Annotated in this window: 24 protein-coding genes and 1 other RNA gene; 10 read left to right on the plus strand and 15 right to left on the minus strand. The window is 31.5% G+C overall.

The features are described 5' to 3' along the window. Positions 1–57: 57 nt before the first annotated feature. The 3 genes from cmk to lon all read right to left on the minus strand — a co-directional run bounded on the left by cmk (position 58) and on the right by lon (position 4319). Positions 58–753: a (d)CMP kinase gene (gene cmk / locus BXY80_RS08515; protein WP_120200982.1), complete on the minus strand. Its 696-nt coding sequence runs from the start codon at positions 751–753 to the stop codon at positions 58–60. Next, entirely contained in the window at positions 753–1772 is a 1020-nt protein-coding gene (gene porQ / locus BXY80_RS08520; RefSeq protein ID WP_120200984.1) for a type IX secretion system protein PorQ, read from the minus strand. The genes cmk and porQ overlap by 1 nt, the downstream gene beginning before the upstream one ends. 96 nt (positions 1773–1868) lie before the next feature. Continuing rightward, on the minus strand, positions 1869–4319 hold the full coding sequence (gene lon / locus BXY80_RS08525; RefSeq protein ID WP_120200986.1) for an endopeptidase La: 2451 nt from the start codon (positions 4317–4319) through the stop codon (positions 1869–1871). Between the two features lie 228 nt (positions 4320–4547). Between lon and BXY80_RS08530 the strand changes: the two genes are divergently transcribed. From BXY80_RS08530 to BXY80_RS08540, 3 genes are read left to right on the plus strand one after another with little or no spacing between them, the layout of a single operon-like run. Then, positions 4548–5108 (plus strand): RNA polymerase sigma factor, encoded by a 561-nt coding sequence (locus BXY80_RS08530; RefSeq protein WP_120200988.1) that lies wholly within the window; start codon positions 4548–4550, stop codon positions 5106–5108. Between the two features lie 12 nt (positions 5109–5120). Continuing rightward, positions 5121–5678: a hypothetical protein gene (locus BXY80_RS08535; protein WP_120200990.1), complete on the plus strand. Its 558-nt coding sequence runs from the start codon at positions 5121–5123 to the stop codon at positions 5676–5678. 37 nt (positions 5679–5715) lie between these two features. Next, complete coding sequence (locus BXY80_RS08540) at positions 5716–6444, plus strand: head GIN domain-containing protein (RefSeq protein ID WP_120201549.1); 729 nt, start codon at positions 5716–5718, stop codon at positions 6442–6444. Between the two features lie 64 nt (positions 6445–6508). Here the strand turns inward: BXY80_RS08540 and BXY80_RS08545 are convergent, their stop codons facing one another. The 3 genes from BXY80_RS08545 to BXY80_RS08555 all read right to left on the minus strand — a co-directional run bounded on the left by BXY80_RS08545 (position 6509) and on the right by BXY80_RS08555 (position 9525). Further along, positions 6509–7255 (minus strand): DUF5004 domain-containing protein, encoded by a 747-nt coding sequence (locus BXY80_RS08545; RefSeq protein ID WP_147376118.1) that lies wholly within the window; start codon positions 7253–7255, stop codon positions 6509–6511. A 46-nt stretch (positions 7256–7301) separates the two neighbouring features. Further along, a complete protein-coding gene (locus BXY80_RS08550; protein ID WP_120201551.1) occupies positions 7302–8630 on the minus strand; it encodes an MFS transporter in 1329 nt (442 codons plus the stop codon). Between the two features lie 76 nt (positions 8631–8706). Beyond that, the gene (locus tag BXY80_RS08555; RefSeq protein ID WP_120200994.1) at positions 8707–9525 is read right to left on the minus strand and encodes a M48 family metallopeptidase; all 819 of its coding nucleotides are present in this window, start codon (positions 9523–9525) and stop codon (positions 8707–8709) included. Between the two features lie 165 nt (positions 9526–9690). On the opposite strand from BXY80_RS08555, the gene msrB reads away from it, so the two are divergent. From msrB to BXY80_RS08575, 4 genes are all read left to right on the plus strand, one after another. After that, complete coding sequence (gene msrB / locus BXY80_RS08560; RefSeq protein WP_120200996.1) at positions 9691–10170, plus strand: peptide-methionine (R)-S-oxide reductase MsrB; 480 nt, start codon at positions 9691–9693, stop codon at positions 10168–10170. A 104-nt stretch (positions 10171–10274) separates the two neighbouring features. Then, the gene (locus BXY80_RS08565) at positions 10275–10829 is read left to right on the plus strand and encodes a DUF1572 family protein (RefSeq protein ID WP_120200998.1); all 555 of its coding nucleotides are present in this window, start codon (positions 10275–10277) and stop codon (positions 10827–10829) included. A gap of 57 nt (positions 10830–10886) precedes the next feature. Further along, positions 10887–12263 carry a dihydrolipoyl dehydrogenase gene (gene lpdA / locus BXY80_RS08570; RefSeq protein WP_120201000.1) on the plus strand — a complete coding sequence of 459 codons (1377 nt, stop codon included), beginning with the start codon at positions 10887–10889 and terminating at the stop codon, positions 12261–12263. Between the two features lie 96 nt (positions 12264–12359). Next, positions 12360–13433 (plus strand): acyltransferase family protein, encoded by a 1074-nt coding sequence (locus BXY80_RS08575; RefSeq protein ID WP_120201002.1) that lies wholly within the window; start codon positions 12360–12362, stop codon positions 13431–13433. 11 nt (positions 13434–13444) lie between these two features. Here BXY80_RS08575 and aroQ read toward each other — a convergent pair whose 3' ends face one another. The 4 genes from aroQ to BXY80_RS08595 all read right to left on the minus strand — a co-directional run bounded on the left by aroQ (position 13445) and on the right by BXY80_RS08595 (position 16024). After that, positions 13445–13861, minus strand: a complete 417-nt coding sequence (gene aroQ, locus BXY80_RS08580; protein WP_120201004.1) for a type II 3-dehydroquinate dehydratase — start codon at positions 13859–13861, stop codon at positions 13445–13447. Between the two features lie 77 nt (positions 13862–13938). Then, positions 13939–14562, minus strand: coding sequence for a porin family protein (locus BXY80_RS08585; protein ID WP_120201006.1), 624 nt, complete (start codon positions 14560–14562; stop codon positions 13939–13941). A gap of 171 nt (positions 14563–14733) precedes the next feature. Then, entirely contained in the window at positions 14734–15342 is a 609-nt protein-coding gene (locus BXY80_RS08590; protein ID WP_120201008.1) for an outer membrane beta-barrel protein, read from the minus strand. Positions 15343–15550: 208 nt separating this feature from the next. Further along, positions 15551–16024 carry an outer membrane beta-barrel protein gene (locus BXY80_RS08595; protein ID WP_120201010.1) on the minus strand — a complete coding sequence of 158 codons (474 nt, stop codon included), beginning with the start codon at positions 16022–16024 and terminating at the stop codon, positions 15551–15553. A gap of 235 nt (positions 16025–16259) precedes the next feature. Between BXY80_RS08595 and xerD the strand changes: the two genes are divergently transcribed. Beyond that, positions 16260–17156 carry a site-specific tyrosine recombinase XerD gene (gene xerD / locus BXY80_RS08600; protein ID WP_120201012.1) on the plus strand — a complete coding sequence of 299 codons (897 nt, stop codon included), beginning with the start codon at positions 16260–16262 and terminating at the stop codon, positions 17154–17156. A gap of 54 nt (positions 17157–17210) precedes the next feature. Here xerD and rny read toward each other — a convergent pair whose 3' ends face one another. From rny to BXY80_RS08620, 4 genes are all read right to left on the minus strand, one after another. After that, complete coding sequence (gene rny, locus BXY80_RS08605) at positions 17211–18788, minus strand: ribonuclease Y (protein ID WP_120201014.1); 1578 nt, start codon at positions 18786–18788, stop codon at positions 17211–17213. Between the two features lie 56 nt (positions 18789–18844). Continuing rightward, positions 18845–18973, minus strand: a non-coding RNA gene (ssrS, locus tag BXY80_RS08610) — 6S RNA. Between the two features lie 54 nt (positions 18974–19027). Further along, positions 19028–19318: a cell division protein ZapA gene (locus BXY80_RS08615; protein ID WP_120201016.1), complete on the minus strand. Its 291-nt coding sequence runs from the start codon at positions 19316–19318 to the stop codon at positions 19028–19030. Between the two features lie 15 nt (positions 19319–19333). Beyond that, positions 19334–19624 (minus strand): hypothetical protein, encoded by a 291-nt coding sequence (locus BXY80_RS08620; protein WP_120201018.1) that lies wholly within the window; start codon positions 19622–19624, stop codon positions 19334–19336. 180 nt (positions 19625–19804) lie between these two features. Between BXY80_RS08620 and BXY80_RS08625 the strand changes: the two genes are divergently transcribed. Both BXY80_RS08625 and BXY80_RS08630 read left to right on the plus strand, forming a co-directional pair. Then, positions 19805–21490, plus strand: coding sequence for a M23 family metallopeptidase (locus BXY80_RS08625; RefSeq protein WP_120201020.1), 1686 nt, complete (start codon positions 19805–19807; stop codon positions 21488–21490). 12 nt (positions 21491–21502) lie between these two features. Continuing rightward, positions 21503–23980, plus strand: a complete 2478-nt coding sequence (locus tag BXY80_RS08630; protein WP_245977224.1) for a TonB-dependent receptor — start codon at positions 21503–21505, stop codon at positions 23978–23980. Here BXY80_RS08630 and BXY80_RS08635 read toward each other — a convergent pair. Continuing rightward, positions 23977–25122: a cysteine desulfurase family protein gene (locus tag BXY80_RS08635; protein ID WP_120201024.1), complete on the minus strand. Its 1146-nt coding sequence runs from the start codon at positions 25120–25122 to the stop codon at positions 23977–23979. The genes BXY80_RS08630 and BXY80_RS08635 overlap by 4 nt on opposite strands. Positions 25123–25235 lie beyond the last annotated feature (113 nt).

Consider the following 25235-nt stretch of genomic DNA (forward strand, 5'->3'; position numbering starts at 1 on the left):
AAGACATAAAAAAAGCGACCATACTTCGACAAGCTCAGTAATCAAGGTCGCTTTTTTTTATTCGTTTAACTCAATTTTTTCTAAAGCTAAATTCAACACTTTTTCAAATTGTTCTTCTAAAGTTAAATTAGAATTATCTATCTCTATTGCGTCTTCTGCTTTCATTAAAGGTGAATCTTCTCTAGTTGAATCGATATAATCGCGTGTTTTTACATTTTCTAAAACATCATCATAGACAACATCATCTCCTCGCTCTATTAATTCTATATATCTTCGTTTTGCTCTTCGCTCTGCTGAAGCTGTCATAAATAGTTTAAGCTCGGCATCTGGAAAAACCACGGTTCCAATATCTCTACCATCCATAACAACACCTTTATCTTTCCCGAAGTTTTGTTGTTGCTTGACTAATTGTTTACGAACTTCAGAAACTGTTGCTATTTGACTCACAAACTGAGAGACTTCTAAAGTTCTAATCTCTTTTTCGACATTTTCTCCATTTAAAAACAACTCTGCAAAACCTAAATCTTCATTAAACTTAAAGCTAATATTTATATTATTAAGTTGATCAACAAGTTGGTCTTGGTCAAAGCAATCTTTTTCTATAAACCCATTTTGCAGAGCATATAAAGTAACAGCTCTGTACATTGCACCAGAATCAACAAACACATATCCTAGAGTTTTTGCCAAACGCTTGGCAACTGTGCTTTTTCCTGTTGAAGAAAATCCATCTATAGCAATTGTAATTTTATTCATTAACGTAAATCTATTTGTAATCCAAAAAAACTTGTGTTTGCAGCACTAGTATATCTTGCATGTGTATAACTAAATCTCATTTTATTAAGCTTTAAGCCAATACCAAAAGACAAACCAGAGAAGTTTCGCTGATCTACAATTCGTAATTCTTCTGCTCTTCTAAAGTTATAGCCTAATCTAATACTAAATCCTCTATCTGGAAATAATTCGGCACCTAAAATTGTATGACGTAATGCTTTATTAAGAAAACCTACTTCTTCTTGAGTTTGATTTCCATCTAAATCTGTTGTAGCACGTGCAGGGTTAGCCACTCCTATTGGCCATTTTTGAAGATTCTCAAAAGTTAAGTGCCAACGTAATGGCATATTTTCTAAAGTTTGAGACATACCAAAACTAATTTCTAAAGGCAGTTTTTCACGCAAACCGGCAAAGGTTACAATTTGAGTTCCTACATTTCTAATTGTAAGTGCTGCATGAAAATCTAATCTTTCATTAATATACATTGCTCCAAAATCTGCAGCAATCCCAATCGAGTTGTATTGTTCTAATTTAGATGCTATAAGTTTAGCATTAACTCCTAAATAAAAATCGGTAAACGGAATATTATACGCGTATCCAGCAGATAGAGCGCCTTCTGTACCTGTAAAAGTACCTGTAGAAACACCATTAACATCATAGCCATCAAATGTGCCGTAGTTAATATATGTCATCCCAACATGAAATGTTTGTACATGACGATCCCAAGTGTATGCATATGCTGCAGTACCATAACTTATACCTCCTAAATAGCTTGAATAGTTTACAGCTAACTGATTATCCATTTCTGCATTAATTGTGGCTGGATTGTATAGTCCACTAGTTACATCATAATCGTAATTAGTGAGTACTTTACCACCAAGTGCAGCTTGACGAGGAGACGATACTAAGTTTAAAAACTGATATGTAGATTCACCTCCAAGCTGTGCAAAAACACTTGTGCAGCAGACAAAAAACAAAACAGTGGTAACCTTCTTTAGCATAAGTTTGCAAAGTAAATAAATCTATCTTAAAACGAATGTATGTTTGTTTTATTTTTAATGCATAAAAAAAAGGCAACAAAACGTTGCCTTTTTAAGTTATAATTTCTTTGCATTAGAAACTTTTTGTTTTATAAGCGCTAGTTTTAAAACATCACTCATATCACTGACATAATGAAATTTTAAGCCTTTTAGGTATTCTGGTTTAATCTCATCAATGTCTCTTTTATTCTCTTCGCAAAGCAATATCTCTTTAATTTTAGCACGTTTTGCTGCTAATATTTTTTCTTTAATTCCTCCAACAGGAAGCACTTTCCCTCTTAATGTAATCTCTCCTGTCATTGCCAAGCTTTTCTTTACTTTTCTTTGTGTAAATAACGACACTAATGACGTTAACATCGTTACGCCTGCACTTGGTCCATCTTTAGGTGTTGCGCCTTCAGGAACGTGAATATGCACATTATACTTTTCGAACACTTCTGGTTTAATACCAAATTCATCTGCATTAGCTTTTATATATTCCATTGCTATTGTTGCAGATTCTTTCATTACTTTCCCTAAGTTACCAGTAATGGTCAAGTTTCCTTTTCCTTTAGATAAAATAGATTCGATAAATAATATATCACCACCTACTCTAGTCCAAGCCAAGCCCGTAACTACTCCTGCAACATTATTGTTTTCGTATTTATCACGTTCTAATCTTGGAGCTCCTAATACTTCAATAACATCTTCATTAGAAATCTTTGCATTATAGTCTTCTTCCATTGCAATATTTTTTGCTGCATAACGCACCATTTTTGCAATTTGTTTTTCTAAGCCACGAACACCAGATTCTCTTGTGTAGCCTTCTACAATTTTTTCTAATTGTGGTTTAGCAATTTTTATGTGCTTGTCTTTAAGACCATGCTCTTCTATCTGCTTTGGTAATAAATGACGCTTACCAATTTCTACTTTTTCTTCGATAGTATAACCAGAAACATTAATAATTTCCATTCGATCTCTTAATGCAGGTTGAATTGTATTCAAGCTATTAGATGTTGCAATGAACATGACTTTTGATAGGTCGTAACCCATTTCCAGAAAATTATCATAAAACTCACTATTTTGTTCTGGGTCTAAAACTTCTAACATAGCTGAAGAAGGATCACCTTGATGAGAATTTGACAACTTATCTATTTCGTCTAAAACAAAAACAGGGTTTGAAGTACCAGCTTTTTTCAAACTCTGAAGAATTCGTCCTGGCATCGCTCCTATATATGTTTTTCTATGGCCTCTAATTTCTGCTTCATCTCTTAAACCTCCTAAAGACATACGAACATACTCTCTACCTAATGCTTCTGCAATAGATTTTCCTAAAGATGTTTTACCAACTCCTGGAGGTCCATACAAACATAAAATTGGAGATTTCATGTCATTACGAAGTTTTAAAACTGCTAAATATTCTATGATTCTCTTTTTTACGTCATCTAGACCATAATGGTCTCTGTCTAAAATTTTCTTAGCACGTTTTAAATCAAACTTATCTTCACTAAATTCATTCCAAGGTAAATCAAGAAATAAATCTAAGTAGTTACGCTGGATAGAATACTCAGCAACCTGAGGATTCATGCGTTGCATTTTTGCTAGTTCTTTATCAAAATGTTCTGCAACTTTTTCATCCCAAACTTTATCTTTAGCACGCATTCTCATCTCTTCTAACTCTTCTCCAGAAGAAACACCTCCAAGTTCTTCTTGAATGGTTTTCATTTGCTGATGTAAGAAATATTCGCGCTGCTGCTGATTCATGTCGCTTTGCACCTTAGATTGAATATCATTTTTAAGCTCCAATTTTTGAAACTCAACATTCATATACTTTAAGGTTGCAAGCGCACGTTCTTTTAAATCGTTTATCTCTAAAAGTTTTTGTTTTTCTTCTACTGAAAGATTCATATTAGAAGACACAAAATTTACAAGAAATGAATTGCTTTCTATATTTTTAATAGCAAAAGTGGCTTCTGTAGGAATGTTTGGACTATCCTTTATTATTTGAAGTGCCAACTCTTTAATAGATTCTATAATTGCAGAAAACTCTTGGTTATCTACTGCTGGTTTAGCTTCTGCTACATCTTTAACTGTTGCTGTTATATAAGGTTTCTCTTGTACGACTTCATTAATTTCAAAACGTTTTTTGCCTTGAATAATAATAGTTGTATTACCATCAGGCATTTTTAATACTTTAAGAATTCTTGCTACAGTTCCTTTTTTAAAAATATCTTTAGCAGTTGGATCTTCTACTGTTTCATCTTTTTGAGATACAACACCAATAACTTTACCGCCTTTATTTGCATCATTAATTAGTTTAATTGATTTGTCTCGTCCTGCTGTAATAGGTATTACAACACCTGGAAAAAGAACCGTATTACGCAATGGTAATATTGGTAAAGATTCTGGAAGTACTTCACTATTTATTTTTGCTTCGTCTTCAGGCGTCATTAAAGGAATTAACTCAGAATTTTCATCAAACTCCTGTAATGACAAACTGTCAAGACTTATAAAATTAGATTTTGCCATATTATTTTTAGGTCATTCTGTCATCAAAACAACAGAATTAGTTTTCTTATTAATTAATATTAGATTGAGTTTTTACTGAAAACCAAGTATTTACAATGTAAACTCAATTATCTACCTTTATATAATTTCAATAGTTATGCCATTACTAAATATCATAATAAAAACTTTTTTTAATGAAAGTGTAACAAACCAAATTAATCTACATCTTTATTTTAAAGCACTAGTTTTTTGTTACTAACCAATCAAAACATAAAAGAGTTATTGCAACTTTGTAAAGTAAACAACCAAAGCGCGCAACTGGAAGTTTATAATCGATATTACAAAGCCATGTATAACACAGCCTACAGAATTGTGAAAGATAATTTTGAAGCTGAAAATATTATGCAAAATTCTTTTCTGATAGCTTTTACCAAACTCGATAGCTTAAAAGAAGCAAACACTTTTGGTAGTTGGTTAAAGCGCATTGTAATTAATAACAGTATTTACCATTATAAAAAAAATAGTAAATACAACGCTATTCCTTTAGATGATGTAATGTATAAAATTGAAGATAGCTCTAATGATATAGAAAATCATGAGATTACAAATATAAAAGCTGCTCAGGTATTAGATACTATGAAACTGCTTAAAGACAACTATCAAATATGTTTGACTTTACATTTAATTGAAGGTTACGATTATGAAGAAGTTTCAGAAATCATGAACATTTCTCAAGCAAACTCTAGAACGATGATATCTCGCGCTAAAGAAAGCTTAAGGCAAAAATTAGAACCAATAGTTCAACATTAAAATTATATATAAATGAAGAAGACAACTATCGACACTTTATTTGAAACATTACATAATGAATTTAATGTTGAAACACCAAGTTCTGGTCATGAGCATAGGTTTTTAAACAAGTTACAAAATCAAAATAATGTTCTGGTAAATTCAGCAGCTAAAAAATCTAGTTTTTGGAAACCATTTATAAGTATAGCTGCAACAATTATTATATGCTTTGGGATATTTACCGTTTATCAATCTCAACAAGTTGGATCTAGAGAACTCGCAAGTGTTTCTCCTGCAATGGCAGAAACTCAAACACTGTTTACAACTGCAATAAAAACTGAATTAAGCAAACTTAACAGTGAAGATACACCTGAGTTTCAAGAGTTAATTGTTGATGCTTTATTTGAAATTAAAGTCCTAGAAGAAGATTATAATCAATTAACATTAGGATTAAACGTTGCTCCTGATGATGAGTTAATTATTACAGCCATGATTTTAAATTTTCAAAGTAGAATTGAGGTATTACAAAACGTAAGAGAAAAAATAGAATTAGCAAAAAAACAAAATACAACTAGTGCTTTACAATTATAATAACAAACCAAAAAAAACAATTAAAAAAACGAGTATTATGAAAAAATCAATCTTATTATTAGCCTTAACATTAATGTCTATTAATGTTAGTAACGCACAAATTTTTGGAAACAAAAAAATAAAAGGTAATGGTAATGTTACAACTGCAACTAGAACTACTTCTGACTATAACGGTATTAAATGTGCAGGTTCTATGGACTATATATTAGTAAAAGGAACAGAAGGTAAAATCACTATAGAAGGTGAAGAAAATTTATTAGAATATATTATAACAGAAGTTAAGAATGGCAATTTAATTGTTAAAACAAAAAAGAATGCAAACTTAAGCCCTAGTTGGAATAAAACTATAAAAATTACTATTCCGTTTCAAGATATTGAAAAAGTTTCTTTAGCTGGTTCTGGTGATTTATGGAATGAAGATAAAATTAACGCTTCATCATTTAGTGTATCACTAGCTGGTTCTGGTGATGTAATCATAAACATCGATGCTTCTTCTGTAAAAGGCAGTATTGCTGGATCTGGTGATTTAACATTAAAAGGAACTACAAATGATTTAGAGGCTAAAGTTGCAGGTTCTGGTGATTTTCACGGATTTGGTTTAGAAGCAAATAATACAACTGTTTCTGTTGCAGGTTCTGGTGATGCCCAAGTTGTAAGTAATAAAACTTTAAAAGCTCGTGTAGCAGGAACTGGAGACATCAATTATAAAGGTAATCCTGATAAAAAAGACACTAAAGTTGCTGGTTCTGGAAGTATTAGCAACTAAAAATTTAATTGCATAAAAAAAGCCTCTCAAATGTGAGGCTTTTTTTATGCAATTATTCTATTTCTTATTGTCTTGTATAAATAAAGGTTAAATCTTGTGATACTGTTACAGTTGCATCGTTACTATCAAAAGCAATAAAGCCTTGAGGAACGACCGTGGACAATTGGTTACCGCTAAGTGTCCAAACAGACTCGACATCAAACTCATCTATAATTGTTATTTCATTATCAACTTGAGTCCAAGTGAAATTGGTATTATCAACTTCTTCTACACAATCTACTGTGTAAATATATGAATCTGTTGTACCTGTTTCTATTTCAAACTCTACATCTGCATAAGATGTACTCATCATAATCCCTGTATTGTCTGCATTAAACACTAGAGTTTCATTATCATAACAATCAAATTCTGCTAATAAATCCGTACTTTCCTCTCCATCGTTATTAATATCTACTGGCTCAGTAGAGATCCAAGATGTAGCTAGCCAAGTGCCAACAATTCCTTCATTAGGTACAGTATCATTTGTGCAATCTCCTAAAGCATCTATGGCTGTTTGTATGTTACCGTCTTCGTCACCACAAGCTAAACTTTGCGCTTGCAAAGCTACCTTATAAGCTGCACACAAAGCAGCATAATTATCTTCAGTTGCGCTTGCAAAAGACAATGCTGCATTTGCCGTATTCAACAATGCTGCTTCACAAGATAAATTTGGATCTGTACTAATATCAAAATCACTATCTAATGGTTCATCTTCGCATGTAAATGCTGTTAATAAAATCAAACAAGTTAACAGGCCAAATAATTTTTTCATAATAAACTGAATTTGGGTTTTCACAAACATACTAATTTTCATTTAATTATGCATTCTCTTTTGGAACTCTAAATAGCAAAATTATTCCTACAAAAAAGAAAACAAACAAAAACAGTATGGCATTACGCATCGTGCTGACTTGTACCATTGTAGCATAAATAGCCATACCGATAACAATTCCAATTTTTTCTGCAACATCAAAAAAGCTAAAGTATGATGTTGTATCTTCTGTTTCAGGCAAAAATTTTGAATACGTAGAACGCGATAATGCTTGAATGCCTCCCATAACTAAACCTACAAAACTTGCGGTAACATAGAAATGAATTGGTAGCGTTATAAAATATGCACATACACATAATGCCATCCAAACAAAATTAACAGCTATTAATGTTTTAATGTTACCATATTTTGAAGACGCTCTAGATGTTAATATTGCACCAAAAATTGCAACCACCTGAATAACCAGTATACTAATGATTAATCCCATAGTTTTTTCACTAGCACTTCCCCATGCTATTTCTTGTTCGCCAAAATAAGTTGCAACAAGCATAATGGTTTGTACCGCCATACTATAAACAAAAAAAGCAGCTAAATATCGTTTTAATCTTAAATCCTCTTTTAATTGTATCCAAACCAATTTTAGTTCTTTTAAGCCATTAAAAACAACTTCTTTAGTCACTTTATGACCTTTAGAAACACCTTTTGGTAATATATAAAATGTGTATTGGCTAAATAAAATCCACCATAAGCCAACAGTAATAAACGTATAGCGCATTGCTCTTAGTGATGCTGCATCTTTCTCGACTTCGGTCTCTCCAATATCAAAACCAAAAAACTGCGGATACATTACCATTCCTAAATTAATAAGTAGAAGAATTACGCTTCCAATATAACCCATCGAAAAACCTTTAGCACTTATACTGTCTTGTTGTTTTTCAAAAGCAATGTCTGGCAAATATGAATTATAAAACACTAAACTTCCCCAATATCCTAATAATCCCATAAAATAAAATAGCAAGCTTAAATAAATTGAATCTAGATTAAACCAAAATAAACCTATACAACCAAAACCTCCTAAATAACAAAAGAATTTCATGAAACTCTTTTTGTTTCCAACATAATCGGCAATGCCTGACAATATTGGAGATGTAAATGTTACAACTAGAAACGTGAAAGCTGTAACATAAAAAATTAACGCCGTATTATCGAATTTGAAGCCAAAGGCCTCAACAGTTTTATCATCTGTTAAAAACAATGCCGAATAAAATATAGGAAATATAGACGAAGCAATTGTTAGTGTATAAACTGAATTTGCCCAATCGTAAAATGCCCAAGCATTGAGTAGTTTTTTACTTCCTTTTTCGAGTTTTGCCATAATTAAAAATAAAAAAGCTGCTCTTAAATGAGCAGCTTCTAAAGTAATCAAATATTTTAATATCTAGACTTAACTATTATTCTCTAAATGAAGTAATTCCAAATTTACGAGCTTCAGCTTTTGCTTCAGGAGCCCATTTTGTTAAGTTAGCAATTCGCGTATCGTTTGATGGATGCGTACTTAAAAATTCTGGCGGTGCTTGTCCTCCACTATTAGCTTTCATTCTTTTCCATAACTCAGCAGCTTCATCAGGATTATAACCAGCAATTGCCATTAAACGTAATCCAATCTCATCAGATTGAGTTTCATGACTTCTACTAAAAGGCAACATACCTCCAACATTAGAAGCAATACCAAAGGCTTGATTATAAATTCCTAAATTTTTATCATCTTTTAACAGCAGGTTTCCTCCAACGGCTATACCTTGTTGTATATAAGCAGCACTCATACGTTGCTGCCCATGATTGGCCAAAGCATGAGCAACTTCATGTCCCATAATTGCAGCAACACCAGTTTCGTTTTGTGCTATAGGTAAAATTCCTGTATAAAACACTATTTTTCCTCCTGGCATACACCAAGCATTAACTGTCTTATCATTTACTAAATTATATTCCCATTTATAATCATCTAAATACCCTTGATGTCCATTAGCGTTTAACCAACGCTCGGCAGCAACAGCAATACGCTGCCCAACTCTTTTAATCATCTCTGCATCAGGAGTATCTTTTACAACTTTATTTTCTGTTAAAAACTGATTATATTGCGCAAAAGCTGATGGAAATAACTGGTCATTAGAAACAAATGCTAAAGTTTTATTTCCTGTAAAAGGATTTGTAGCACATGACAAGAACATAACTATAGTTCCAAATGCTATTATACTATTTTTAAAGTTCATTATTAATGGTTTTAATATTTATATATAAAAGTACAAAAAACGTTCCAAAAATTTAGACACATTTTTACTTAGAATGTCACATAATTTAAAAAAAACAAAACTCTCTTTGTTAAGTTTTAATTTTCTATCCGACCTAATACAAATCAAACACAAATTTCTAATTACATGAAAAACATAGTATTAATAGCCATTACTTTTCTGTTTTTTAGTTGCAATAGTTCTGCTCAAAAAAACAAAACTACAGAAAAAGCTTATACCGTTACTAAAACAGATGCAGAATGGAAAAAACAGCTTACAAAACAACAATATTATGTACTTAGAAAAGCTGGCACAGAAAGACCATTTACTAGTCCTTTAAATAAAGAATACAGTAAAGGTGTTTTTTATTGTGCTGCTTGTGATACACCACTATTTAAAAGTGAACATAAATTTGATTCTGGTACGGGATGGCCAAGCTTTGATAGAGAAATAAAAGGCAATGTTGCTTATGGCACAGACAATAACTTAGGCTATACAAGAAATGAAGAACATTGTGCAACCTGCGGCGGACATTTAGGTCATGTTTTTGATGATGGTCCTAGAAATACTACAGGAAAACGTCATTGTATTAATGGTGCTGCTTTAAAATTTGTGCCTTCAGAATAGTTTAACTTATTCATTAAATACAATAGTGATATAAAAACTAGCTATCATAATTGATAGCAACAAAGGTTTTGTATCACTATTTTTATATTATAAATTTTAAAGCAATGAAAGATTCATATCTAACTAGCATTACAAAACAATTTGAATATTATAAAAGCCTAGGAGATAAAACATTTAATCAATTAAGCTTTGAAGAGCTTCAAAAAGAATTTTCTCAAGACTCCAACAGTATTTCTATAATAGTAAAACATTTAGCCGGAAACATGTTAAGCAGATGGACTAACTTTTTAAATGAAGATGGCGAAAAAGAATGGAGACATAGAGATCAAGAATTTATAGACACTTTCACTAGTAAAGATGAACTATTAAAAACATGGAACCTAGGTTGGGAATGTCTATTTAAAGCCATTAAGCCTTTATCTCAAAACGATTTAGAACGTATTATTTATATTAGAAACCAAGGTCACACTATTACTGAAGCCATAAACAGACAGCTATCTCATTATAGCTATCACGTTGGGCAAATTGCATTTATTGGTAAACTCATTAAAGGAAAGCATTGGCAATCATTATCAATACCAAAAGGAAAATCTTCAAACTATAATCAAGAAAAATTTGCTAATAAAAAAGGTCGCAGACATTTTACTGAAGACCTTTAATATTACATTTAGGTTTTGTAACTTCGTTGCTTCAAAAAATGACTAAAAAAAATACGCATGAGTAAATATGATATTATAGTTTTAGGAAGCGGTCCTGGTGGTTATGTAACTGCTATTCGTGCTTCACAATTAGGCTTTAAAACTGCTGTTGTAGAAAAAGAAAGTCTTGGTGGTGTTTGTTTAAATTGGGGTTGTATACCAACAAAAGCTTTATTAAAATCTGCTCAAGTTTTTGAATATTTAAAACATGCAGAAGACTATGGCTTATCTGTAAAAGATGCAGACAAAGATTTTAATGCTGTTGTAAAAAGAAGTCGTGGTGTTGCAGAAGGCATGAGTAATGGCGTGAAATTCTTAATGAAGAAAAACAAAATTGATGTCATTGAAGGTTTTGGAAAACTAAAGCCTGGAAAAAAGATTGATGTTGATGGAAAAGAATACAGTGCAGATCATATAGTAATAGCAACTGGAGCACGTTCTCGTGAGTTACCTAGCCTACCACAGGATGGCAAAAAAGTAATCGGTTATAGAGAGGCAATGACTTTACCATCGCAACCAAAAAAGATGATTGTTGTTGGTTCTGGAGCCATTGGTGTTGAATTTGCATATTTTTACAACTCAATGGGAACAGAAGTTACCATTGTTGAATATTTGCCAAATATTGTTCCTGTAGAAGATATAGATGTTTCTAAACAATTAGAGCGTAGCTTTAAAAAGAGTGGCATTAAAATTATGACTTCTGCCGAAGTAACTAATGTTGATACATCTGGAAAAGGTGTTAAAGCTACAGTTAAAACTAAAAAAGGCGAAGAAATTCTTGAAGCAGATATTATTCTTTCTGCTGTAGGTATTAAAACTAATATAGAAAACATTGGCTTAGAAGATGTAGGTATTGCTGTAGATCGCGATAAAATATTGGTGAATGATTATTATCAAACCAACATTCCTGGCTATTATGCCATTGGAGACGTTACTCCTGGACAAGCTTTAGCACACGTTGCATCTGCTGAAGGCATTTTATGCGTAGAAAAAATTGCAGGACTACATGTAGAAGCATTAGATTATGGAAACATTCCTGGATGTACTTATGCATCTCCAGAAATTGCAAGTGTTGGTTTAACCGAAAAGCAAGCCAAAGACCAAGGTTTAGATATAAAAGTTGGTAAGTTTCCGTTTTCAGCTTCTGGTAAAGCAAGTGCTGCTGGCACAAAAGACGGCTTTGTAAAAGTAATTTTTGATGCTAAATATGGCGAATGGTTGGGATGCCATATGATTGGTGCTGGCGTTACAGATATGATAGCTGAAGCTGTATTAGGACGAAAATTAGAAACTACTGGTCATGAAGTGCTAAAAGCGGTACATCCGCATCCAACAATGAGCGAAGCTGTTATGGAAGCTGTAGCTGATGCTTACGATGAAGTCATACACCTATAACAAATAATTAAAAAACATAAAAAAGACGATTCTAATAGAATCGTCTTTTTTATTCATATTTTAGTTAAATTATTTTACCATAATAACACTTGATATTTGGATACAATAAGAAGGTTTTATGTTTTAGATGCTTTTAGAGGGCTTGCCGCTCTTTTGGTTTTTCTGTATCATATGCCAAAACTATCAAGTTTAACTGCAAATGCATTTATAAAAGGTTCTGGAGTTTTTGTCGATTTATTTTTTGTGCTAAGTGGTTTTGTTATTTATCATAATTATAAAAACAAGTTATATGATTTTAGCACAAGTAAATCTTTTATTACAAAAAGAATAAAGCGTCTTATACCTTTGCATGTATACACATTACTAATTCTATTAATTTTAGAATTCATCAAATACTTAACATCAGATTATATTACATATAGTATAGTCCCATTTAAGTATAATACAATGACTTCTTTTTGGCCTCAATTATTTCTATTAAATTCTACTCCTTTCTTTTCTGGGTTTAATTGGAATGGTCAAAATTGGTCTATAAGTGCAGAACTAATAACTTATTTTTTATTTATACTGACGTCTCTTTTATGGCTTAAAAAAAAGAAAGTAACATTCTTTATTTCATTTCTTATTATATGTTTTGGATACCTCTTTTTTGTTTTAAAATATAATACTTACAAAGTTTCTGTAGACTTTAAATTTAGTTTTATTAGAGGTTTTATAGGGTTTTATTTTGGAATAATAGTATACATATTGAGAAATTACTTTTTAGTGCTATTAAATAGAATATCAAAAATTATTGGCAATGTATTAGAAGTTTTAGTTTTAATTTTAGTACTATATGTGGTTTGTAATATGGGATATTATAAAGACTATTTTTTTATTGTGCACATAGTCTTTGGTTTACTTCTTTTTGTTTTTTCAATGGAAAAAGGAATAGTCTCACAATTATTAAGACTACAATTATTTCAAAAACTCGGGCAGTGGTCTTACTCTATATACCTAAATCATACATTGATGATAATCTTGTATAATATGATAATTATTAAAGCCATTGGAGTGAGTAAAGAATATATTATATTTTCAGAAATATTATTAATTGCTATGGTATGCTTATATTCTTATTTCACATACGAGTATATCGAAAAGCGTTTCTACAAAAAACTAAAAAAATAATCTTAACCACTTTAAATAAAACTCTGTATTGCTAGTTCATAACTTTGCAAACCAAAACCTAGAATAACACCTTTAGCATTAGGAGAAATAAATGATTTGTGTCTAAATTCTTCTCTATTAAATGTATTAGAAATATGCACTTCTACTACTGGTGTTTCAATTGCCTTTACAGCGTCACCAATACCAACCGAAGTATGCGTATAAGCTGCAGCATTTAGAATAATACCATTATATAAAAAACCAACCTCTTGAAGCTTATCAATAAGCTCTCCTTCTATATTAGATTGATAATAATCAATCTCTATGTTAGAATATTTCTGTTTAACTTTATCTAAAAACTCAGTAAACGACAAACTTCCATATATATTAGGTTCACGCTTACCTAAAAGATTAAGGTTTGGGCCATTAATGATAATAAGTTTCTTCATAGAGTAAAGGTATCAAAAAAATGAGCATAAAAAAACCGAAGCACTTTGCCTCGGTTTCATGAAAAATAAATCTTAAATTATAATGAAAACAAAGCACCTACATTAAAACTACTTCTTCCATTTCGTATAGAATCTCCTGCGTTTTCTTCAAAAATATCAGAAAATCCAGATTGTCCGTCATACTCAACAAATAATTTAATGTTATCATTAATTTCAAACTTATATCCTATGCCAAATGCAAGACCAAAGTCAGTGCTTTTAAATCCTTCTTTAACATCTAAACCAAGCTCAGAATCTTCAGCATTAATTACAAACCCAATATACGGTCCAAAATTTAAATACCAGTTTCGATTACTTCCAAAGTGCCAATTAGCCATTACTGGTACAGACAGGTAGTTCAATTTAAAGTCAGTAATAACATTAACATCAGTATCAACATTATAGATAAAGCCATCAGCCCAACCTTTTTGATCGTAAATTAGTTTTGCTTTAATTCCCCATCGGTCAGAAAAATAGTACTCACCAGAACCAGATAGATTAAATCCAATTTTAGATTTAGCGTTATTGTTTCCTTGTATATCTGAAACATTAGATAGGTTTAATCCCAAACCAATACCTAACTCAATATCTCCAGAGTCTTGTGCATTAACATTTGATAATCCAAATACTGCAAATGCAGATAATAGCAATAATTTTTTCATAATAGATTTGTTTAAATTAATTAAAATTAGTCGGCAAAAGTAAGTTTTGGCTTGCTATTGACCTAGCAATTTGCTTAAAATCTATCAGAATTTTCTTATACTACTAATAACTAGTATTTTACAAATAATAAAGGGAAGCTTTTGCTTCCCTTTTTATAATATTGTAGGTACTTAAAACTGATATCTCGCACCAAACCTGAGTCTTTTCATTCCTAAGTCAAAATGAAATTCATTAGTTGAGTCGCCATCACCATCTGGGTTAAGTGTAGAATATGTTATACCACCTAGGTTTGCATAAACTGAAAAACAATTTGACAAATGGTAATTAACACCAGGAGCAACGCGTACTCTAAAACCAGTAGCTTTAGACTCATCGCTACCAGTTTGCTCGTATTTTGTACTTTCAAAACCTACACCACCTTTTATATAAGGATTAAATCGTTTTTCGGGATTAAAGAAATAAGATGCAGATAGTCTCCCACCAAATGTAGTCATGGTATCTTCAAAAGAACCATTTTCATCTTTATCGCTTTCATAATTTATTCCTACAGAAAGTGCTATATTATCATTTAAAAAATAGCCAACAGAAGGGCTGGCATGAAAAATATTATTCTTGTTATCTCCTGTTTTTTCAGACCAATAACCAATTTCACCAGATACAAAGTAATCTCCTTGAGAAAAACCACCTGTAAAAGCATCGTTGTCTTCATCGCCTTCTCCAGCGTTAATGCTCGATAATCCAAATACTGCCAAGGCAGCAAATAAAAATACTTTTTTCATAATATTATAGATTTTAAAGATTAATTACTCCAAACTATGTACTTTTTGTTTACCTATTTGGTCTTTAATTTCTATTTATTAACAGTTTTATTAACAAATAAAATTTTATGTAGTTGATTATCAATACATAAAGCCTCATTTTTAATACCTTTTTAAACAAAAAAAAGAGAACTAATTAGCTCTCTTTTTTTGAATTTATATTTTTTAATTATATACCAAATTCAACTCCGAAAGTAATGGTATTAAATGTCCCACCATCAACACTAACTCCACGATATGCAGCTACTATATCAATAGAATCACTTACTCCATATTGAAGTCTTGGAGAGTAGTAAAACCCTCCATCATTACCATCTGGACTAATTCCTACTGCATATCCTAAATCTGCACCTAATGTAAATTCTTCTGAAATATTATAACGGGCAGCACCTGCGATAGGCAGAAAACCTGCAGCATCGATATTATCTTTACCTATAGAATGCGAATAACCAGCAGTAACACCTGCATCAAAATCTTCAGAAACATCCCACAAATTAGTAACATCTACAGAAATATTAAACGAATATCCATCACTAAAATCCCCAGAAATAAAACCACCACTTACTCCAGCCTTAAGGCCTTGAGCATTCATACTTGTTAATCCAAAAACTGCTACTGCAGCAAATAAAAATAATTTTTTCATAATTTATTAAGTTTTTAAAATTGATTAGTACAAACTAAAGCCTTTTTTTTTAATTATTAAACAATTATTAACGACTTATTAACAATTTATTGTAAATAAAAACACAAATATCTACATATCAATTAATTACAAATTCATTTATTAACATTTTTTACAAAAAATACGACATTTAGCGTATATTAATTTGTGTATCTTATTAAATTCTAAATACCTTTACTCTAAATTATGTTATTAAATGAAATGGCAACATGCTCTAAAAGATTATAAGCATTATTTAAAAATTGAACGCGGCTTATCTCAAAACTCAATTAATAATTATGTGTTAGATATTTATAAACTCATTAATTATTTAGAAGAAAATTCTATAACCATTTCACCTATATACATACCTCACAACATAATACAGACTTTTCTATACGAAGCTTCAAAAACCTTAAATGCTCGGTCGCAATCGCGTTTAATCTCTGGGTTAAGAAGCTTTTTTAGTTATTTGGTTTTTGAAGATTACAGAGGCACAAATCCTTTAGACCATATTGAATCGCCAAAAATTGGTCGTAAGCTTCCTGATACTTTAAGTACTAAAGAAATTGATCAATTGATTGCTGCTATAGATTTAAGTAAGCCGCAAGGCGAAAGAAACAGAGCCATTCTCGAAACATTATATAGCTGCGGACTAAGGGTTAGTGAGCTCACTAACTTAAAGCTGTCTGATTTATTTTTTGATGAAGGTTTTATAAAGGTTACTGGTAAAGGAGACAAACAACGTTTTGTACCCATTGAAAAATCTACTCAAAAGTTTATTAATATTTATAGAAATGAAGTTAGAACGCATATAAATATTCAACCAGAATACAAGGATACTTTGTTTTTAAATAGACGCGGAAAGCAATTAACAAGAGCAATGATATTTACTATCATTAAACAGCTTGCGGTTAAAATTAATTTAAATAAAAGTATTTCTCCTCATACATTTAGGCATTCATTTGCGACACATTTACTAGAAAATGGTGCAGACTTAAGAGCTATACAGCTTATGCTTGGGCATGAAAGCATTACAACAACAGAAGTTTATATGCATATTGACAGAAGTCATTTAAAAAATGTTCTCATGGAATTTCATCCTAGAAAATAAAAAAGCATTCAATTAAATTGAATGCTTTTTTTATTCACAACTATATAATACTAATTACTTAGCAATATTTACAGCTCTTGTTTCTCTAATAACGGTAACCTTTACTTGTCCAGGATACGTCATATCTGTTTGAATTTTTTGAGAAATTTCAAACGATAAATTAGCAGCTTGGTCATCAGTAACTTTTTCACTTTCTACAATTACACGTAATTCTCTACCTGCTTGTATAGCATATGCTTTATTTACGCCGTTAAACCCAAATGCAACTTCTTCAAGGTCTTTAAGACGTTGAATGTAAGAATCTAATACTTGACGTCTTGCTCCTGGTCTTGCCCCAGAAATTGCATCACACACTTGAATTATAGGAGATAATAAAGTCGTCATTTCTACTTCGTCATGGTGCGCGCCAATAGCATTACATACCTCTGGTTTTTCACCATGTTTTTCTGCCCATTGCATACCTAAAATTGCGTGTGGTGTTTCCATATCTGCTTCAGAATCTGGAACTTTTCCTATATCATGTAATAACCCTGCACGTTTAGCTAGTTTAGGGTTTAAACCTAATTCTGCCGCCATAACGCCACAAAGCTTTGCCACTTCACGTGAATGCTGTAATAAATTTTGCCCATAAGACGAACGATACTTCATACGTCCAACTAACTTAATAAGTTCAGGGTGCAAACCATGAATACCTAAGTCTATAACTGTACGTTTTCCAACTTCAATAATTTCTTGTTCAATTTGTTTTTGAGTTTTTCTAACAACTTCTTCAATTCTAGCTGGATGAATTCTACCATCTGTTACTAATTTATGTAATGATAGGCGAGCTATTTCACGTCTAACAGAATCAAAACAAGATAATATAATTGCTTCTGGCGTATCATCTACAATAATCTCAACACCAGTAGCAGCTTCTATAGCACGTATGTTACGTCCTTCACGACCAATAATACGACCTTTAACATCGTCTGACTCGATATTAAATACAGACACACAATTATCAATTGCCTCTTCTGTACCTATACGTTGTATTGTACTTATGATAATTTTTTTAGCCTCTTGTTGCGCTGTGAGTTTTGCTTCTTCTATACTATCTTGAACAAATGCCATAGCATCTGTTTTAGCTTCATTTTTAAGAGACTCTACAAGTTGCGACTTTGCATCTTCGGCAGATAGACTAGAGATGACTTCTAATTGCTTTATCTGACTTTTATGGGCTTTCTCAACTTCGTCCTTTTTCTTTTCTAAAAATTCTAAACGAAAATCATAATCTTTAATCTTTTGCTCTAAACTCTGATTAGATTTTTTGTTTTTAGAAAGTTCGTTTGAAATTTGAGACTCTTTATCTCTGGTGCGTTTTTCGGCTTCAGCCATTTTTTTGTCACGAGATAAAATAACTTTCTCGTGCTCTGCTTTAAGCTCAATAAATTTTTCTTTTGCTTGAAGTATTTTGTCTTTTTTAATAGACTCACCTTCACTATTAGCTTGTTTTAAAATGTTTTTAGCTTCATTTTGTGCATTTTTAATCAATTTTGAAGCGTTACTCTTTTCTAGAGATTTTGCTATAATATATCCTAGTATTACACCTAATACTATTCCTCCAACAATCAATAAAATTGTATTCGTTTCCATGTTTAGTTAGTGTTTTTTGTATATAAAAAAGCCTACACCAGCATAAAGTTTTGTATAAACTCCTTAAAAACAAGTTTAGGGCTAACAAGCTGATCAAAAATCTGTTCTAAATACTAAAAAAATTCAGTACTAACAGCACGATTTTACAACTTAAACTCACCCTTTTTAAAGAATTAACGTTGAGTTTATCAAAAAAAATAACTAATGTAGGCAGTAACCTAATTTTATTTAAATGAACGTTAGCTTAAATGAGAATGTAGTAATTGATTTAAAGCATTAAGCTTTGCTTCAACTTCTTCATTAACATCTGCTTTATCTATTGTTTTCTGTTCTACTTGAGATGCAAACTGTAAAGCACACATGGCTAATACATCTTGTTTATCTCTTACAGAATAGTTTTGCTCAAACTGACTTATCATGGTTTCAATCTTTTTAGCTGCTTTACGTAAACCTTCTTCTTGACTTGGCGCAATCGTTAAAGGATATACTCTATTTGCTATAGATAGCTTTATTTTAAGCTGTTCTGCCATTAAATTAAATTAACATTATTCAGATAATTGAGCAATACAATGGTCAATATCCCTAATTAATGTATTTATTTTGAGCTTTGTTTCTCTGTTATTTTCGTCACTGCCTAGTAATGAATTTGCCATTTTAAGAGCTTCATATTTTTCAACCCAAGAACTTAAATCTTCTTGCTGCTGAATGTTTTTTTGTTGCTGTATTGCTAATTCATTTGAAAGTTTAGTATTAGTCTGCTTTAAAACGTCTAGTTTATGCAAAATTTTACTAATTTTATTCTCTAAAGAATCTACAATATCTTCAATTTTACTCATTTACAAATTTCAATACTGATGTAACAAAGTTAATACACCTAAGCTAAAAAACACAATTGTTTTGTAATAAATTTTTAAATAGTTTGCTAATGTTCCTTTATTGTTGAGTTAGAGTGCATTAATTAAATATCCTTTTGTAGATTATATTCAAATTGATATTTTAGCGTTAGATACATGCATATGAAGCAATTTTTATTAATCCTATTATGTTCTCATTTAGCTTTCTCTCAAGTAAAATATCCAAAAGACTATTTTAGAAGCCCTTTAGATGTTACACTTGTGCTTTCTGGAACTTTTGCAGAATTGCGTTCAAATCACTTTCATTCTGGTTTAGATATAAAAACCCAACAACGCAAAGGCTTAAAAGTTTATGCAGCCGCTCAAGGCTATGTGAGTAGAATTAAAATTTCACATTTTGGCTATGGCAAAGCCTTATATATTACGCACCCAAATGGCTATGTAAGTGTATATGCTCATTTACAAAAATTTTCTCCTGCAATTGAAGCTTACATTAAAGAATGCCAATATCAAAAAGAAACCTACGAGGTAGAAGTTTTTCCTTCGCCAGATGAATTACCTATTGCTACTGATGAGATTGTAGCATTTTCTGGAAATTCAGGTAGTTCTGGCGGACCTCATTTGCATTTTGAAATTAGAGACAATGCAGAAAGACCAATAAATCCAATGCTTTTTGGAATAGATATAGACGACTCTAAAGCGCCTGTTGTCTCTAAAGTTTATGCTTACCCAAAAAACAAAAACTCTTATGTAGACGAATCTAAAGTTAGAAAAGAACTAAGATTAATTCCGAGTAAAAATGGAGATTATAGTGTAGAACCTATTGAAGCATTTGGCGATATAGGATTTGGAATTGTAAGTTATGACCAACAAGATTTAGCTACAAACAAAAACGGAGTAAGTAACATACAGTCATTTTTTAATGGGAATAAAAATTTAGAAGTAGATTTTAAACGTTTTAGTTTTAATGAAACCAAACATTTAAATCGTTATATAGATTTCGAAATCTTTAAAACTAAAAAATCGCGAATACAAAAATTATTTATAGAACCAGGAAACACATTAAGCCTTTTTAAAGATGTTTCTGATAATGGTTACATAAAAGTTGAAGATAGCACATCTTCGGTTTACAAAGTCCGCATAAGAGATTTTAAAGGCAATGAAACTTGGCTTTCAATTCCTATTAAAGGAAAAAAGCACAAAGAAGTTCTAGAAGGTGAAAGCATAACACCAAAGCATTACATTTTTAAAGACCAAGTAAATGAATTAAGTGACAGAAACATTTCGGTATACTTCCCTTCAAACTCTTTCTACGATGACTTCTATATAGATTTTGGGGTTAAAAGTGATACTTTAATCTTACACAAAGATATTGTTCCTATTATGAAAAACTTTACCATCAATTACGATATCAGCAATTATAACGATGGCGACAAGAGTAAACTTTTTATAGCTAAACTTTATGGGTATTATAAAAAACCATATTATGTTAGAACCACTAGAAAAGGTGATGTGCTTTCTGCACGTTCAAAATCTTTTGGAACTTTTGCGCTTCAAACTGACACAATACGGCCAACTATTAAACCTGTAAATTTTCAAGATAAAAAATGGCTAAGCAAACATAATTACTTGAAAGTGAAAATTGATGATGATTTATCTGGAATAAGCAATTATAGAGCTACCATAAACGGAAAATGGATTTTAATGGAATATGATTATAAAACAGATTTGTTGGTTTATAATTTTGCAGATAATATCATTGAAGATACCGAACATAATTTGAAAATAATTGTTACCGATAATGTTGGAAATAGTTCTACATTTGAAGCAACGTTTTTTAGAAAATAAAAATTAAGACTTTTGAAAATAAACATACCTCTACTCCTAGCCTTATTTTGCTTGCCTTTTTTAGGGTTTTCGCAAACTGCCACTGTAAAAGGTGTTATTTTAGATGATGCGCAATTACCAATTGTAAATGTTAACATTAAAGCTGGCAATAACGGAACTACCACAAATGAAAATGGATTTTATGAACTTAAAATACCTGCAAATACAGATGTAACAATAGTTTTTACGCATCTCTCAAACAAGCGAATTGAAGCTACTTTTAACCTGAAGAATGGTCAAGAGTTAGAATTTAACCCAGTTATGAAAACTGAGATAGAACAAATTGCAACGGTAGTAATCAATAGCAATACAAGGCAATCTGTAGAAGGTGTTACCTCTATAACTCCAGAAGTCATACGTACAATTAAAGGCGCTCAACCTGGTGTAGAAAATATACTAAAAACACTTCCTGGAGTAAATGTTTCAAACGAATTAAGTACACAATACTCTGTTCGCGGTGGAAATTTTGATGAAAATTTAGTTTATGTAAACGAAATTGAAGTGTATCGTCCGTTTTTAATTCGCTCAGGGCAACAAGAAGGTTTGAGTTTTGTAAATACAGATTTAGTACAAAATGTAGATTTTTCAGCTGGAGGTTTTCAAGCTAAATATGGCGATAAACTATCTTCTGTCTTAGACATCACTTATAGAAATCCTATAAAATTTGGTGTTCGTGCAGATTTAAGTTTGCTAGGTGGAAGCATTGCTGCTGAAGCCGTTAGTAAAGACTCAAAGTTTTCAGGCATTGTTGGCTTACGTTATAGAGACAATAGCTTGTTAATAAATTCTCTTGAAACTGAAACAAACGTAGAGCCAGTTTTTGCTGATGCTCAAACCTATTTAACTTATAAGTTTTCTGATAAATTTCATTTAAATTTTCTTGGAAACGTTTCTCTTAACAAATACAATTTCAAGCCTCAAAATAGACAAACCAATTTTGGAACTATAGATGAGCCTGTTGCCCTTTTAGTATTTTATGAAGGGCAAGAAAAAGACCAATACCTAACTACTTTTGGTGCTTTTAAGGCTAATTATTTTGCTTCAGAAGATTTAACTTTAAAACTTATAGCGTCTGCTTATCATACTACCGAGGAAGAATATTTCGATATTCTAGCGCAATACAGACTTGGCGAAGTAAACAGCAATATTGGAGATGAAAATTTAGGCGAAGTTGAATTTAGCGAAGGTATTGGGTCTCAATTAACACATGCAAGAAACGATTTAGATGCATTAATTTTTAATGTAGAACATAAAGGAGATTATAAAGTTGATGACGAAAGCACAATTGAATGGTCTGTAAAATACACACATGAAGATATTAGAGATCGTTTGGTAGAATGGGAAGTTATTGATAGTGCAGGGTTTTCTGTTCGTCCTCCAATTTTTGATATCCCCAACAATCAACCATATGCACCTTTTGAAGGTCCTTTAGAAGCCTTTCAAAATGTAAGAGCCACAAATGGTGTTCAAATAGACAGATTACAAGCCTATGGTCAATGGAGCAAACGCACTATGTTAGGTAATAATGAAGTGTTTTATAATGCTGGCGTTAGAGTTCATAATTGGACTGTAAATAGCGACATACCAAATCAAGATGGTGTATCTTCATCAACACAAACTGTTTTTAGTCCTAGAGCTCAATTTGCAATTAAACCAGATTGGGAAAAAGACATGCTTTTTAGAATTGCTGGTGGTGTTTACTATCAACCACCTTTTTATAGAGAACTTAGAGATTCTTCTGGTACTGTGCAACCGAATGTAAAGGCTCAAAAATCATTTCACCTTGTTTTAGGACATGAGTATAGCTTTAAAATATGGGACAGACCGTTTAAGCTAGTATCTGAAGCTTACTACAAGAATATAACAGATGTTAATCCTTATACTTTAGAAAACGTTAGAATTAGATATAGAGCTAAAAACAATGCTGAAGCTTATGCTTATGGTTTAGATATGCGTCTTAATGGTGAATTTGTTCCTGGCACAGAATCATGGTTTAGTTTTGGTTATTTAAAAACTGAAGAAAACATTGATGATCGTGGCTACATATCTAGACCAACAGATCAACGTTTAAAGTTTGGTGTGTTGTTTCAGGATTACATGCCAAACCTTCCAAATTTAAAAATGTATTTAAACTTAGTGTATAATACAGGTGTTCCTGGAGGCTCTCCTAGCTATGCAGACCCATATCAGTATCAAAATAGGTTACGTGATTACAAACGTGCTGATTTAGGTATTAACTACGTTTTTGTTGATCAGAATAAAACGTATAAAACTGGCTGGAAACGTCATTTTAAAGAGCTTACTTTTGGTTTTGAGATATTCAACATGTTTAACGTACAAAACTCAATCACCAATACCTGGGTTAGAGATGTGTATAGTAAACGCCAGTTTGCAATTCCTAACTATTTAACGCCAAGAGTCTTTAATGTAAGATTATCTACTAGATTTTAGCTTTCTACAAACTCTCTTAGAGTTTCAATAACATAATCTACTTCTTCTTTGGTATTATATGTACTGAATGAAAAACGTACTGAAGGTCTATTGAGGTGCTCATCGTCTAAAATTTCTGATAAAACATGAGAACTTTTTGAGCTACCACTTTGGCACGCACTTCCTCTAGAGCATGCAATACCTTTTAAATCTAATTGAAACTGCAATAATGAAGCTTTTTCTGGAGCTATAGGTAAGCATACACTAACTAGTGTATATGTGCTTTCATCTTCTATTGCTGAGCTTCCATTAAAGGTAACATTAGGAAAAGCTTTAACTAAACGCTCAATGAAGTAGTTTTTTATAGTTAATATATAATCGCTTTCCCTTACTAAGTTTTTGTATGATAGCCTTAAAGCTTCTTCTAAGCCAACAATATTATGTATAGATTCTGTTCCTGCTCTATAACCTCGCTCCTGTTCTCCTCCATAAATTGAACCCTTTATTCCAGAATTCTTTCTTATAAATGCAAAACCTACACCTTTTGGACCATGAAACTTATGAGCGCTAGCTGCTAAAAAATCTATTGGAATATCTTGCAAATCTAATTTATAATGACCAACCGATTGCACTGTATCACTATGAAACAAAACCTGATTTGCATTACATAAATCTGCAACACGTTTTATATCGAGTTTACTACCAATTTCATTATTAATGTGCATTAAGCTCACCAATTGTTTTTTAGAAGTATCAAATAAAGTTTCTAAATGTGAATAATCAATATGCCCATTAGATTTTACATCTACATATTTAACCAAAATACCATACTCAGATACAAGCTGGTCTATAGTATGCAAAATAGCATGATGCTCAATTTTTGAAGTAATAATTTCATTAACACCTAGATCCCTTACAGCACTTCTAAGCACTAAATTATCAGCTTCAGTACCTCCAGAAGTAAATACAATTTCTGAAGCAGATACATTAAAATAGGAAGCAATAGCCTTTCTAGATGTTTCTATTATAGATTTAGATGACCTTCCGTAACTATGTGAAGATGATGCATTTCCAAAATTATTAATCATAACTTTAGTCATGCACTCAACAACTTCGTTACGCATTTGCGTTGTAGCTGCATTATCAAAATATACTTGCTTCATAAATTGTAAATAATATTGCAAAGATGTAATAAAAAAATGGCATTTATAATACAAACAAAATTATTTTAAAGATGCTTCGTTATAAACTAACAAATCGTTTATTTTTGTTTTAA

Source organism: Ichthyenterobacterium magnum (assembly GCF_003610635.1).
Taxonomy (GTDB): domain Bacteria; phylum Bacteroidota; class Bacteroidia; order Flavobacteriales; family Flavobacteriaceae; genus Ichthyenterobacterium; species Ichthyenterobacterium magnum.

Bases quoted from the DNA above. Each gene is read 5' to 3' on its own strand.
- cmk (WP_120200982.1), bottom strand. From the start codon at position 753: ATGAATAAAATTACAATTGCTATAGATGGATTTTCTTCAACAGGAAAA.
- porQ (WP_120200984.1), bottom strand. From the start codon at position 1,772: ATGCTAAAGAAGGTTACCACTGTTTTGTTTTTTGTCTGCTGCACAAGT.
- lon (WP_120200986.1), bottom strand. From the start codon at position 4,319: ATGGCAAAATCTAATTTTATAAGTCTTGACAGTTTGTCATTACAGGAG.
- BXY80_RS08535 (WP_120200990.1), top strand. From the start codon at position 5,121: ATGAAGAAGACAACTATCGACACTTTATTTGAAACATTACATAATGAA.
- BXY80_RS08540 (WP_120201549.1), top strand. From the start codon at position 5,716: ATGAAAAAATCAATCTTATTATTAGCCTTAACATTAATGTCTATTAAT.
- BXY80_RS08545 (WP_147376118.1), bottom strand. From the start codon at position 7,255: ATGAAAAAATTATTTGGCCTGTTAACTTGTTTGATTTTATTAACAGCA.
- BXY80_RS08550 (WP_120201551.1), bottom strand. From the start codon at position 8,630: ATGGCAAAACTCGAAAAAGGAAGTAAAAAACTACTCAATGCTTGGGCA.
- BXY80_RS08555 (WP_120200994.1), bottom strand. From the start codon at position 9,525: ATGAACTTTAAAAATAGTATAATAGCATTTGGAACTATAGTTATGTTC.
- msrB (WP_120200996.1), top strand. From the start codon at position 9,691: ATGAAAAACATAGTATTAATAGCCATTACTTTTCTGTTTTTTAGTTGC.
- BXY80_RS08565 (WP_120200998.1), top strand. From the start codon at position 10,275: ATGAAAGATTCATATCTAACTAGCATTACAAAACAATTTGAATATTAT.
- lpdA (WP_120201000.1), top strand. From the start codon at position 10,887: ATGAGTAAATATGATATTATAGTTTTAGGAAGCGGTCCTGGTGGTTAT.
- aroQ (WP_120201004.1), bottom strand. From the start codon at position 13,861: ATGAAGAAACTTATTATCATTAATGGCCCAAACCTTAATCTTTTAGGT.
- BXY80_RS08585 (WP_120201006.1), bottom strand. From the start codon at position 14,562: ATGAAAAAATTATTGCTATTATCTGCATTTGCAGTATTTGGATTATCA.
- BXY80_RS08590 (WP_120201008.1), bottom strand. From the start codon at position 15,342: ATGAAAAAAGTATTTTTATTTGCTGCCTTGGCAGTATTTGGATTATCG.
- BXY80_RS08595 (WP_120201010.1), bottom strand. From the start codon at position 16,024: ATGAAAAAATTATTTTTATTTGCTGCAGTAGCAGTTTTTGGATTAACA.
- xerD (WP_120201012.1), top strand. From the start codon at position 16,260: ATGAAATGGCAACATGCTCTAAAAGATTATAAGCATTATTTAAAAATT.
- rny (WP_120201014.1), bottom strand. From the start codon at position 18,788: ATGGAAACGAATACAATTTTATTGATTGTTGGAGGAATAGTATTAGGT.
- BXY80_RS08615 (WP_120201016.1), bottom strand. From the start codon at position 19,318: ATGGCAGAACAGCTTAAAATAAAGCTATCTATAGCAAATAGAGTATAT.
- BXY80_RS08620 (WP_120201018.1), bottom strand. From the start codon at position 19,624: ATGAGTAAAATTGAAGATATTGTAGATTCTTTAGAGAATAAAATTAGT.
- BXY80_RS08625 (WP_120201020.1), top strand. From the start codon at position 19,805: ATGAAGCAATTTTTATTAATCCTATTATGTTCTCATTTAGCTTTCTCT.
- BXY80_RS08635 (WP_120201024.1), bottom strand. From the start codon at position 25,122: ATGAAGCAAGTATATTTTGATAATGCAGCTACAACGCAAATGCGTAAC.